11 protein-coding genes are annotated in these 11,393 nt (G+C 76.6%); 7 read left to right on the forward strand and 4 right to left on the reverse strand.

The features are described from left to right. The first annotated feature begins 17 nt into the window (after positions 1-17). Complete coding sequence (locus WAB14_RS10270) at positions 18-1,193, forward strand: PP2C family protein-serine/threonine phosphatase (RefSeq protein ID WP_340269530.1); 1,176 nt, start codon at positions 18-20, stop codon at positions 1,191-1,193. Positions 1,194-1,345: 152 nt separating this feature from the next. On the opposite strand, the gene WAB14_RS10275 is transcribed toward WAB14_RS10270, so the two are convergent. Further along, positions 1,346-3,136, reverse strand: a complete 1,791-nt coding sequence (locus tag WAB14_RS10275) for an ABC transporter ATP-binding protein (protein ID WP_340269532.1) — start codon at positions 3,134-3,136, stop codon at positions 1,346-1,348. Between the two features lie 87 nt (positions 3,137-3,223). Between WAB14_RS10275 and WAB14_RS10280 the strand changes: the two genes are divergently transcribed. Together WAB14_RS10280 and WAB14_RS10285 are read left to right on the forward strand one after the other, a co-directional pair. Then, entirely contained in the window at positions 3,224-3,913 is a 690-nt protein-coding gene (locus WAB14_RS10280) for a hypothetical protein (RefSeq protein ID WP_340269534.1), read from the forward strand. A 116-nt stretch (positions 3,914-4,029) separates the two neighbouring features. Continuing rightward, positions 4,030-4,500, forward strand: coding sequence for an SRPBCC family protein (locus tag WAB14_RS10285; protein WP_340269536.1), 471 nt, complete (start codon positions 4,030-4,032; stop codon positions 4,498-4,500). Positions 4,501-4,606: 106 nt separating this feature from the next. Here the strand turns inward: WAB14_RS10285 and WAB14_RS10290 are convergent, their stop codons facing one another. After that, a complete protein-coding gene (locus WAB14_RS10290; protein WP_340269537.1) occupies positions 4,607-4,840 on the reverse strand; it encodes a hypothetical protein in 234 nt (77 codons plus the stop codon). A gap of 237 nt (positions 4,841-5,077) precedes the next feature. Here WAB14_RS10290 and WAB14_RS10295 point away from each other — a divergent pair, with 237 nt between their 5' ends. The 3 genes from WAB14_RS10295 to WAB14_RS10305 all read left to right on the forward strand — a co-directional run bounded on the left by WAB14_RS10295 (position 5,078) and on the right by WAB14_RS10305 (position 7,880). Beyond that, positions 5,078-6,250 (forward strand): glycosyltransferase, encoded by a 1,173-nt coding sequence (locus WAB14_RS10295; RefSeq protein ID WP_340269539.1) that lies wholly within the window; start codon positions 5,078-5,080, stop codon positions 6,248-6,250. Further along, positions 6,247-7,089 carry a SigB/SigF/SigG family RNA polymerase sigma factor gene (locus WAB14_RS10300; protein WP_340269541.1) on the forward strand — a complete coding sequence of 281 codons (843 nt, stop codon included), beginning with the start codon at positions 6,247-6,249 and terminating at the stop codon, positions 7,087-7,089. The genes WAB14_RS10295 and WAB14_RS10300 overlap by 4 nt, the downstream gene beginning before the upstream one ends. A 134-nt stretch (positions 7,090-7,223) precedes the next feature. Next, positions 7,224-7,880, forward strand: coding sequence for an SDR family oxidoreductase (locus tag WAB14_RS10305; RefSeq protein WP_340269543.1), 657 nt, complete (start codon positions 7,224-7,226; stop codon positions 7,878-7,880). A 14-nt stretch (positions 7,881-7,894) separates the two neighbouring features. Here the strand turns inward: WAB14_RS10305 and WAB14_RS10310 are convergent, their stop codons facing one another. Beyond that, on the reverse strand, positions 7,895-9,064 hold the full coding sequence (locus tag WAB14_RS10310) for an ANTAR domain-containing protein (RefSeq protein ID WP_340269545.1): 1,170 nt from the start codon (positions 9,062-9,064) through the stop codon (positions 7,895-7,897). Between the two features lie 80 nt (positions 9,065-9,144). On the opposite strand from WAB14_RS10310, the gene WAB14_RS10315 reads away from it, so the two are divergent. After that, entirely contained in the window at positions 9,145-9,705 is a 561-nt protein-coding gene (locus WAB14_RS10315) for a DUF6328 family protein (RefSeq protein WP_340269547.1), read from the forward strand. Positions 9,706-9,711: 6 nt separating this feature from the next. On the opposite strand, the gene WAB14_RS10320 is transcribed toward WAB14_RS10315, so the two are convergent. Beyond that, complete coding sequence (locus WAB14_RS10320; protein ID WP_340269549.1) at positions 9,712-11,385, reverse strand: amidohydrolase; 1,674 nt, start codon at positions 11,383-11,385, stop codon at positions 9,712-9,714. Between the last annotated feature and the right edge of the window lie 8 nt (positions 11,386-11,393).

The raw sequence follows: 11,393 nt of genomic DNA on the forward strand, positions 1-11,393 counted from the left end.
GGCACGAGGAGGGGCCGATGCCGACCCGCACGCCCTGGTGGGCGTCGCTCGAGCGGCCCTGGACCTCGCTGGTCCTGCCGCTGGCGCTGATCGCCGCCATCCTCGTCGCCGACGAGGTCGAGGGGCCCAAGACGGCCTACGTCGGCGTGCTCGTCGCGGTGCCGATGCTGTCCGCGGTCTTCGGGTCGCCGCTCACCGCGGTCGTCACGGGGGCCAGCGCCCTCGTCGCGGCGGGGCTGTACGGCCTGCAGGCCGACGACGGTCAGGTGACGGCGCAGCTCGCCCGGCTCGTCGTCATCGCCGTCCTCACGGTCTTCGCTGCCGGTGCGGCCGGGCAGCGCCTGCGGTCGGAGCGGCGGCTCGCCCGCGCCTCCCAGGTCGTGGCGGCCATGACGGACGCCGTCATCCGACCGCTGCCGCCGCGCGTGGGCGGGCTCGAGGTCACGGCGCGCTACGTCGGGGCGGACGCGGAGGCCGACGTGGGGGGCGACTTCTACGAGGTGCTCGACACCCGCTTCGGCGTGCGGGTCGTCCTCGGCGACGTCCGCGGCAAGGGCCTCGCCGCCGTGCGGCTCGCGAACTACACCCTCGGCGCCTTCCGCGACGCCGCCCGCCGCGAGCCGGACCTGCGCGAGGTCGTCCGCGCCCTCGAGGTCCTCGTCGCCACCGAGGGCCAGACGGAGGACTTCGTCACCGCCGTCGTCCTCGAGATCTCCCCGGCCGGCGTCCGCGGCGTCACGTGCGGTCACCCGCAGCCGCAGGTGCTGGCCGGGGTCGGCGCGCGCGAGGGCACGCTCCCGGTCGACGTCCCCCTCGGGCTCGGTGCCGGGACCGTCGCGCCGCGACCGCTGCGACTCGGGGGGTCCGTCCGCCCGCACGCGCTGCTGCTCCACTCCGACGGCGTGACGGAGGCCCGCGCGCGGGACGGTCGCTTCCTCGACCTCCCGGCGGCGCTGCGCCCGACCGCCCCGCTCCCCGGGGACGTCGTCCTCGACTCGCTGCTCGCGGCCGTCCGCTCCCACGCCGCCGGTCGGCTGCGTGACGACGTCGCCATGCTGTGGGTCGAGGTGCCCGCCGCCACGGCCGACGGGACGGACGCCCCGACAGCCGCCACGGCCTCCGGGCCGACCGGGCCGACCGGGCCGACCGGGCCGACCGTGCCGGTCCAGTCCCCGGCCGACGCGCGCTCCTGACGGCAGCAGGGCGACCTCGTGACGCGGTCGCCCGGCCCTCCTGACCCGTGACCGGGACGTCGCGTCGCCGAGTGGGACGTTTGCGGGCTCAGCGCGCCCCCGTGACCCCGAGAACGTCCCAGTCGCCGCTCGGACGTCCCAGTCGCCGGCCGTCACCCGCCCGCCGCAGCCGCCGTCCGCTCGCCGGTCTGGACCGCCCACATCGCGGCGTAGGCCCCGCCCCGGGAGACGAGCTCGTCGTGCGTGCCGGCCTCGGCGACCCGGCCGCCGTCGAGCACCCAGATGCGGTGCGCGTCGCGGACGGTGGAGAGCCGGTGGGCGACCATCAGGGTGCTGCGACCGGCGGTGACGCGGGCCAGCGAGCGCTGGATCGCGGCCTCGGTGTCGTTGTCGACGGCGCTCGTCGCCTCGTCGAGCACGAGCAGGGCCGGGTCGCGCAGGAGCGCCCGCGCGAGGGCGAGGCGCTGCCGCTGCCCGCCGGACAGCGTCGCGCCGCGCTCGCCGACGACAGTGGCGTAGCCGTCGGGCAGCGCCTCGACGAAGTCGTGCGCCTCCGCGGCACGGGCCGCCGCGACCACCGCCTCGTCGCTCGCGTCGGGCCGGCCGTACGCGATGTTGTCGCGCACGCTGCCCCGGAACAGGAAGACGTCCTGGCTCACGTAGCCGATGGAGCCTCGCAGCGCCTCCCACGACAGCTCCCGCACGTCGACCCCGTCGAGGAGCACCTGGCCCGAGCGTGGGTCCTGGAAGCGCAGGACGAGCCGCAGCAGGGTCGACTTGCCCGCGCCGGTCGGACCGACGACCGCGTGGACCTCTCCAGGGGGCACCTCGAGGTCGAGGCCGCGGAGCACGTCGGGGCCGTCGTCGTAGCCGGCGCGCACGTCGCGCAGGGTGACCCCGCCGCGGACGGGCGCCGGCAGGGAGCGCGCGCCGGGCACGACGCGGGCTCGCTCGCGCAGCAGCCCGAGCACGCGGCGCGCGGACGCCATGCCCCGCTGGTAGAGGTCGAGCATCTCCCCGACGTCGGTGAGCGGCCACAGCAGCCGCTGCGTCATGAAGACGAGCACCGAGTACAGGCCGACCTCGAGCTCACCCCGCAGGGCCGCCCAACCCCCGAGGAGCAGGGTCGTCGTGAACCCCGCGAGGATCGCCATGCGGATGAGCGGCACGAACGCCGCCGAGCTGCGGATCGCCCGGGTGTTGGCGCTGCGGTAGGCGAGCGAGGCCCGGGCGACGCGCGCGGTCTCGCGGTCCTCCGCCGTGAACGCCCGGATCGTCGGCAGGCCCCCGAGGTTGGCGGCGAGGGTCCCGCTGAGGGCGCCGTTGGTCCGCCTCACCTCCGCGTACAACGGGCGCAGGCGCTGCTGGAACCACAGCGACCCCACGACGATGACGGGGATCGGCAGGAACGCGAGGACGGTCAGCGTCCACGAGCTCGCTGCGAAGACGGCCCCCACGAGGACGACGTTGAGGACGACCTGGATGACGCGGGGCGCGCCGACGTCGAGGAAGCGCTCGAGCTGGTTGACGTCGTCGTTGAGGACGGCGAGCGTGCCCCCGGTCGTGCGTGCCTCGTGCCACGTGAGGTCGAGGGACTGCACGTGGGCGTACGCCTCGGTCCGCAGGTCGTGCTCGACCGCCTGGGCGAGGCCGCGCCACAGCACCTGAGCCGCGTAGTCGGTCGCCGACTCCAGCACCCACACGACGACGTTGACGCCCGCGAGCACGGCGAGCTGCGTGAACCGGTCCTCGACGCCGAGGACGGCCGCGACGAGCGAGTCGTCGCCGCGCACGACGACGTCGATAGCGGCGCCGATGACGAGCTCGGGCACGACGTCCATCACCTTGTTGACGACCGACATCGCGACGGCGAGGACGAGGCGCGGCCGGTAGGCGCGGTACCGGGACCACAGCTCGCGCAGGGGGTGGCGGGGCGGGTTCACGACCGAAGGATCGCGCACGCGCCCCCGTCGCGGAGATTGCTCGCGCTCGCGTTGCTTTTTCGAGTGAGGTGAGCCTAACCTCGACGGGTGACCGCGTACCGACCCGCCGACCGCGTCCGCTCCGCCCTCGCCGCGGCCGGCTCGGTGCACGTGTCGTGGGCGGCCGGCTCCGCCACGCTCGACGGGCCGGTCTGCGTCGCCGAGGACGGCGACGTGGTCCTGGCCGCCGACGGCCCGCTCGGCGCGCTCGGTCCGCTCCCCGGGCGGGAGGCGTCGAGCGGGACCGGTGACGTGGTGCTCCGGGTGACGGACCTCGCCCCGCTCGCGCTGCGCGGTCGCGTGCGGGGGAGCGCGGAGCTCGTGACGCGCGTGACGGCGGTCGACGGGACCGCCCGCCACGGGCTCCGGCTGCGACCCCACGCCGTGCGGTGGACCTCCGTCCCGCGACCGGGGCAGCGCCGCCGGCCCACGGTCGACGTCGACCCCGCGGACTACCGCGCCGCCCGCCCGGACCCGCTCGCGGCGGAGGAGGCCGACCTGCTCCTCGGGCTCGCGGCCGCCCCCGGCGCGGTCGCGGCGCTGGCCGCGCACCTGCCGGCCTGCGTCGCCGTGTCCCCCGAGCGGGTGCCGGTACCGGTGCGGCTCGACCGGCACGGGGTCGTGCTGCGGGTCGAGGGGGCGGGTCGGTCGGTCGACGCCAGGCTCGCGTTCCGCCACGACGCCGCCACTCCCGCGCTGGCGTGGGCGGCGCTCGACGACCTCCTCGCCCGCGTCTGACGCCCTGCCCTCCGCGGGGGGCAGCACGTGCGATCCGTCACGTTTGTCCGCCCCTTCGCCGGGTACCTCGCTGACGTCCCGGGCCGACGGCCCAGACACGCAGACGAGAGGACACCATGGACACGATCACCCGCAGCATCGAGGTCGACGTCCCCCTCCAGGTCGCCTACGACCAGTGGACGCAGTTCGAGGACTTCCCCCAGTTCATGGGCGCGGTCGAGTCGATCCAGCAGCTGTCCGACACGCGCACCCACTGGGAGACGAAGATCGCAGGGGTGAGCCGCGACTTCGACGCGGAGATCCTCGTGCAGGAGCCCGACCAGGGCGTCTCCTGGCGCAGCGTCGACGGCCCGACCCATGCCGGGCGTGTGACCTTCTCCCCTCTGACGGACAACCGCACCGAGGTCACCCTCGCGATGGACTGGGAGCCCGAGGGCGCGGTCGAGAAGGCCGGCGACGCCCTCGGCCTCGTCGAGGGCCAGGTGAAGAAGGACCTCGAGAGCTTCAAGCGCTTCATCGAGGAGCGCGGCACCGCCACCGGCGCCTGGCGCGGTGAGGTCCAGAGCGGGTCCACCGGCCCCCTCTGACCCGCAGCGCCCGCGCGACCCCCAGATCGGTCGAGCCCCGCCCCGGCCTCCCCCCTCGGGTGCGGGGCTCGACCTCGTCCGCCGTCAGTCCGCCGTCAGTCCGCCGTCAGTCCGGCGGCTCGGCCCCGTCGGCGCGCCTGTCGTCCTGCCGAGGGTTCTCCGGGTACAGCTCCTCCGGCAGCGGGTCCACCTGGTCGCCCGTGACCTGGGCGGGCTCCACGTCGGGCTCGCGCGACACCGGGTCGGCCTCCGGCGGGTAGGGGCGGGCGGTGTCCTGCGGGGCTCGGGGAACCGGCTCGAACGAGCCGCCCTCGTGGCGGGGGACGTCGGCGGTGGCCATAGGGGATCTCCTCACGGGTCGTGACGGTCCGTGGCCGGCGCGCGGTGCGCAGGACCACGTCGCGCAGGTACCCGGCGATCCGGCGAACCATTCCCGCCGTGCCCGGTTCACGGGGTTTGGTCTCGACACGAACGTGGGATGCCGATAGACATGCACCACTGCTCCGGGTTTCGACAGACCCCGGGGCCGGCGCTCTAGACCACCGGCGCCACCGCCAGCGACGCAAGGAGCTGGAGCATGACTGTCACCGTTCTCGTGGGGCCCACCGGACGACGTCCGCTCGGCGCCACCGCCCGGAGCCTCGCCGATGCCGCGGAGCTCGCCACCCGTCTGCGCGAGCGTGGCCGCGACGTGCGGCTCGTCAGCGCACTCGAGCCGACCGCGCTGCAGCACGACGACGCCGCGCCCGCCGCGGCGCTCGTCGACGCCGACATCTTCGAACCCGCCCCCGCGGGCGCCCAGCGCCACGACGGGATCTCCGCCGCCGGGCCGATCGCGCGACGCCTCGCGCAGGAGGCGCCGGAGGGGACCGTCCACGCCGTCGGCTGGCGAGCCGCCGCGGTCGCCGCGACCGCTCGGGCGAGCACGGGTACGCCCGTCGTCGCCCACGCCGACCAGCTCCCCTCCTGGCCGGGTGACGACCGGCTCGACGGCTCCGTCCTCGGCCGGCTCGGCTGGGCCGCGCTCGCCGCGGCCGACGCCGTCCTCGTGGAGAACGAGTGGGCCCGCGGGGTCGCCACCCAGCGCGGCGTCCCGAAGCCGACCCTCCACGTCGCCAACCCGGGCCTCAGCAGTCCCACCGACCTCGACCCGGTGGTGGTGCCCGCGGACGGTGGCGTCGTCGTGCTGTCCGTCGGCGACCCCGCCGACGTCGGCGCGCTGCGCCCCGTCGCCGAGGCGGTGCTCCACCACCCCGGCGCGCGGCTCGTCGTCGGTCGGACCACGGGCCTGGACGAGGCCACCGCCGGGGTCGTCAAGGAGCGGCTCCGCACGCTGCCGGTCGTCCGCCGGCTCGGCACGCGCTGCGTCGTCGAGCGGCGGCCCGCCGACCTGGTCTGCCCGGAGGCGCACCTCGTCGTCGATGTCTCCACGCAGCCCGGCCGGGGTCTCGGCGTCCTCGCCGCGATGGCCGCCTGCCGCGCGGTCGTCGTCTCCGGCACGGGAGGTGCCGACGAGATGGTCGTCGACCGCGTCACCGGCCTCGTCGTCGAGCCGCGCGACCGCACCGGCACCCGGGCGGCGGTCGCCGACCTCCTGTCGGACGCGTTCCGGCTCGAAGCCTACGGGCTCGCCGGGCACGAGCGCGTCGGCGCCACGTACGCCCCCGACCGGTTCGTCGACACCGTCGTCGGGCTCCACGACGACCTCAGCGACCGGCGCACCGGTCCGGCGCAGGAGGTCCTCGCGTGACCGCCGCGACGCAGGACCGGACCCACGACCGCGCGAGGGAGCGCTCGGAGGAGCGTGCCGCCGCCCGTGCGGAGGTCGAGGCGCGCACCCACGAGCTGTTCGAGCGGATCGCTCGCTGCGAGTGCGAGGAGCAGCGGCGGCTGCTGCAGGAGGAGGTCGTGCTCCTCAACCTGCCCTCGGCCCGCGCGCTCGCGATGCGGTACCGCGACCGCGGCGTGCCGGTCGACGACCTCGTCCAGGTCGCCTCCCTCGGTCTCGTCAAGGCCGCGCAGGGCTACGACGCGGAGCGCGGCACGGACTTCATGGCCTACGCGGCGCCGACGGTGACGGGCGAGGTGAAGCGCTACTTCCGCGACACCGGGTGGGCGGTGCGACCGCCGCGGCGGGTGCAGGAGCTGCGGGCGCAGGTCGCCACCGCGACGCAGCGCCTCGCCGCCGACCTCGGCCGCTCCGCCACGGTGGCGGAGGTCGCGGCGGAGCTCGGGGTCGGGCAGGAGGACGTCGTGGAGGCGCTGGTGTCCGGCAACGGCTACACGACGGCGTCCCTCGACGCCCCTCCGGGCGACGACCCCGGCACGACGTGGGCCGACACCGTCTCCGACGGCGAGCCCGAGCAGTCGCGGGTCGCGGACCGGGTCGCGCTCGAGCGGCTCCTCGCCCGTCTGCCCGCGCGCGACCGGCACATCCTGTCGCTACGCTTCTTCGCCGAGAGGACCCAGTCGGAGATCGGCGAGCAGATCGGGGTCACCCAGATGCAGGTGTCGCGCCTGCTCTCACGCGCACTCGCCCGGCTGCGCGCGGAGATGGAGCACGAGAACCAGGAGACGGGCGCCGGCTGACGGCGCCCCTCGACCCGGGGATGGTGCAGGACCGTCCCGCGCCGGTGGGGCCTCGGCCCCCGGGTGACGGGCGCGGTCCGCTCCCTCCCGAACGTCCGGGGGGTCGACCGGAGCGACCGCTGGGCGGGGTCCACGTGCTCGTCGTCGGCGGCGAGCGGGGTCTCGGACGGTCGCTGGTGGCGGCCTTCGCCCGGGCGGGCGCGGACGTCGCCGTCGCGTACGACGACGCCCGGGCGGGGTCGCACGACGACGCACGGGCGGCGGAGGACGACGTCACCCGGGCGGGGCGCGCCGGTCTCCTGCTGCCCACGGACCTCACCGACCCGCAGCGCTGCGCGACGGTCGTCGCGGACACCGTCGAGCACCTGGGCGGGCTCGACGTGCTCGTCCACGCCGTGACGGGCGCCTCCGCCGCCCCGACGCTCGCCGACGTCCGGCCCGACACGTGGCACCGGACGTGGTCGCTGCTCGTCGGCTCCGTCGTCCACCTCGTGCACGCCGCCGCCCCCCACCTGACCGGTGGCGGCCGGGTCCTGCTCACCGCGGAGGCGCCCGGGGCGACGGTGAGCGCCGTGCCGCCGCTCGACCTCGCCGCCGCCGGGGGCGCGGTCCTCGCGCTCGGGCACTCCCTCGCCCGCTCGCTGGAGGCGTCGGGCACCGGCGTCGTGTGCGTCGTGCCGCTGGAGGGGACCGACCGGGCCGAGGTGGCCGCGACGTACGTCCGGCTCGCCGCCCGCAGCGGCACCGGTGCGGTGGACGCGGTCCTCGCGGGGCGTCCCGTCCCCCTCTGAGGACGCGCCGGAGCTCAGGCGGCGGGCGCCGTGCCGTCGACGACCTGCCGTGCCACGTCCCGCAGCTTGACGTTGCTGCGACGGCTCAGCGCGACGAGCCGCGCGAAGGCCTGGTCGGCCGTCAGGCCCTCCCGACCCATGAGGACGCCCTTCGCCTGCTCGATGACCGCCCGCGAGGCGAGGGCCTCGCGGAGCTGGTCGCCGAGCTCGACGAGGCCCGCCCGCTCCTGCGTCGCCCGGACGACGGCGACCACGGCGCTCACGAGCAGGTCCGCGACCCGCCGGTCCCGGTCACCGAAGGCGGCGACGTCGCGGGAGTAGATGTTGAGGACGCCGAGCGACTCCCGGTCCGAGCGCAGCGGCAGACCGAGCACCGAGACGGCACCGACGGGCGCGGCGAGCTCCGCGAACCGCGGCCAGCGGGCGTCCTCCCGCAGGTTGCCGGTGTCCTGGGCCCGACCGGTGCGGAAGGCCCGCAGGCAGGGGCCGTCCCCGGCCTGCAGCTGGGCGCCGTCCACGGCCTGGGCGAACGCGGAGTCCGTGGCCTGTGCGGTGGGTGCCTCCGGCGCGCCGAGCGTCACGCTCACCCCGTCGCACGCCGGCAGCGCGCGCTCGACGAGGAGCGCGGCGCGGGCGAGCAGACGCCGCGCGTCGTTCTCCACCTCCAGGGGCAGCCGGCACATCTCCGTGAAGGCCTCGGCCGTCCGCAGGTCGTCGTCGTGGTCCGGCCCGGTGCGGCCGTGGCCCCCGACCCACGTCAGGGTGCCGTCACCGGCGCGGTCGGCGCTGGCGACGACGTCGAGCGGCGTCTCGCGGCCCTCCGCGTCCTTCAGCCGCAGGGACAGCTGCTGGGGGGCGTCGACCTCACGCGCGAGCCGGACGACCTCGCGGAGGCGGGCCGCGTCCCCCTCGGCGACGAGCTCCTCGAACGGGCGCTCGAGCAGCTCGTCGCGCCTGCGACCCACGAGGGTCCAGGCAGCGCCGTTGAGCTCGAGCACGAGCCCGTCGACGTCGGTGAGCACGACGGGAACCGGCAGCGCCTGGACGAGGGAGCGCCGCCACGCGCCCGGGTGCTCCCGGGTCGCGAGGAGCCCGTCGAGCTGCCGCTGCTGCGCGAGCAGGTCGAGCCGGTGCGGCTCGGGGCCGTCGTCCGGCGCGGCCTCCGTCCGGCCTCCTGCTGCCACCGACGCATGGTGCCAGCGGGGGTTTGGTGTGTCGACCGCGGGGGTAGTCGGTGCGCAGGGGAGAGGCGAGGTGAGCGGTCGTGGGCGCGAGCGACACGGAGGCGGAGGAGGCGCGGCCGGACAAGCGCATCGAGGCGCAGCGCCGGACGCACCGGCGTGAGGGTCGGCAGCTGCGCGTCGGCGAGAGCCGCGACGAGACCGAGGCGGAACGGCTCGACCGCAACTACAACGAGCTGCTCCAGGAGCTGCGCGTCACGCAGACCGGCACCCAGATCCTCTTCGCCTTCCTCCTCACCATCGCGTTCACGCGCGTGTTCGCGGACTCCGACCGCTTCACGCACGTCGTGTACTCGATGACGCTCGTCGCGTGCGCCGTCGCGACCGCGTTCCTCATCGCGCCCGTCGCCCTCCACCGCACGCTCTTCCGGCGCGGGCTCAAGGAGGACATCGTCGTGTGGTCGAACCGCTTCGCGATCGTCGGCGTGTACGTCCTGCTCGGCGCGGTCCTCGGCGCGCTCGTGCTCGCCCTCGACGTCGTCCTCACCCGCGGCACGGCGATCACGATCTCGGCGGCCGTCGCGACCCTCACGGTCGGGTTGTGGGTCGTCCTGCCGGTGACCGTCCGCGTCCGCGAGCGCTGAGCCGCCTCACGCCGTTCGCGCACCCGCGCACCACGTGCCGCGCACCTCGACGGCGTGCAGGTCGCGGGCGTCGACGGCGTGGGGGTCGGCCGACAGCCGGACGAGGTCGGCCTCGGCGCCGGGGCGCAGCACGCCCCGGTCGTCGGCGAACGCCTGGTAGGCGCTGCCCCGGCTGTACGCGTCGAGCGCCGTCGCCACGTCGAGGCGCTCGGCCGGCACGAACGGTGCACGGGCCGGTTCGTCGACGGGCCGCCGGGTCACGGCGACCTGGATCCCCTCGAGCGGGACGTGGCTCGTCACGGGCCAGTCCGACCCGAACGACACGTGGGCGCCGCTGCGCACGAGGGAGGCGAGCGGGTACTGCCGGGCGGTGCGGACCGGCCCGAGACGCGGCGCGGTGAGGTCGCGCTGGACGGGGTCCCAGGCCGCCCAGAGCGGCTCGCAGTTCGCGACGACGCCGAGCGCGGCGAGACGGGGCAGGTCGGCGGGGTCGACGAGCTGGACGTGGGCCAGCACCGCGCGCCGCGCGGGCAGCGGGCCCCGCGGGCGCAGCGACTCCAGGGCGTCCAGACCGAGCCGGACCGCGGCGTCCCCGATGACGTGGAGGTGCGGCCGGAAGCCCGCCGCGGCGTACGCGGCGAGGGCCGCCCGCAGCTCCGGGCCCGACCACACCGGCAGGCCCCACCCCTCGGCGGGCCGGACGGCGGGGCCGCGCCCCGGGTGGGGGCACGCGCACGCGGCGCGGTCCCCGGGCAGCGGCAGGTAGGGCTCGAGCAGCGTCGCGGTGCCGCCCTCGAGCACCCCGTCGACGAACACCTTGACCGTGCGGGCGGTGAGGCGGGGGTGGGCGAGGCGGGCGACGTCGGCCGCGGCGTCCCGCACGAGCGGCAGCTGCTCGCGCCAGCGGTCGGGGTCGAGGCGGATCGCGAGGTCGACGCGGGCGGCGAGCCGGTCCTGCCGGGCGGCCTCGAGCCACGCGGGCACGGTGTCGAGCTCGACCCACGCCTCCTGCAGCCACGTGACGCCACTCGCCGCCAGCGTCGCGGTCGCCTCCGCCACGGCGGCGACCCGCTCGGCGTCCGTCCGGGCCGGCAGGTGGGCGCGGACGAGGTCGCAGGCGTCCCACTCCCGCAGCGTCCCGAGCGGGCTGCCGTCGGCGCGGCGCACGATCCGGCCCCCCGCCGGCTCGGGCGTGGCGGCGTCGATGCCGCACCGGCGCAGCGCCTCGCTGTTGACCCACATCGTGTGGTGGTCCGTGGCGTCGAGCACGACCGGCCGGTCCGGCACGGCCGCGTCGAGGAGCCGGGCGTCGAGGTCCCCGCCCGGCGCGAGCACCGGGTCGTAGCGGCCGCCCACCACCCAGTCCGCGTCCGCGTGTGCCGCCGCCCACCGGGCGACCTCGGCGACGACGGCCTCGACGCTGCGCAGCCCCGACACCCGCGGACCCAGCCGCTCGAGGCCGGCGAAGAGGGCGTGGACGTGACCGTCGCCGAACGCGGGCAGCAGGGCGTCGCCGGCGAGGTCGACGACCTCGGCGCCCGGGGCCGTGCGCAGGGCGAGGGCGGCGTCGTCGAGCGCGACGACCCGGTCGCCGCGCACGGCGAGAGCAGTCGAGGGCGCGAGCCCCGCGCCGGGCCGGACCGTGCCACCGGCGAAGACGGTCACGGCGACGGCGCTCACGGGCGCAC

It is taken from the genome of Aquipuribacter nitratireducens (assembly GCF_037860835.1).
In the GTDB taxonomy this organism is placed as follows: domain Bacteria; phylum Actinomycetota; class Actinomycetes; order Actinomycetales; family JBBAYJ01; genus Aquipuribacter; species Aquipuribacter nitratireducens.

Excerpts from the sequence above, each read along its gene's own strand:
- WAB14_RS10290 (WP_340269537.1), bottom strand. The coding sequence starts at position 4,840 with ATGGCCACCGCCGACGTCCCCCGCCACGAGGGCGGCTCGTTCGAGCCG.
- WAB14_RS10270 (WP_340269530.1), top strand. The coding sequence starts at position 18 with ATGCCGACCCGCACGCCCTGGTGGGCGTCGCTCGAGCGGCCCTGGACC.
- WAB14_RS10295 (WP_340269539.1), top strand. The coding sequence starts at position 5,078 with ATGACTGTCACCGTTCTCGTGGGGCCCACCGGACGACGTCCGCTCGGC.
- WAB14_RS10285 (WP_340269536.1), top strand. The coding sequence starts at position 4,030 with ATGGACACGATCACCCGCAGCATCGAGGTCGACGTCCCCCTCCAGGTC.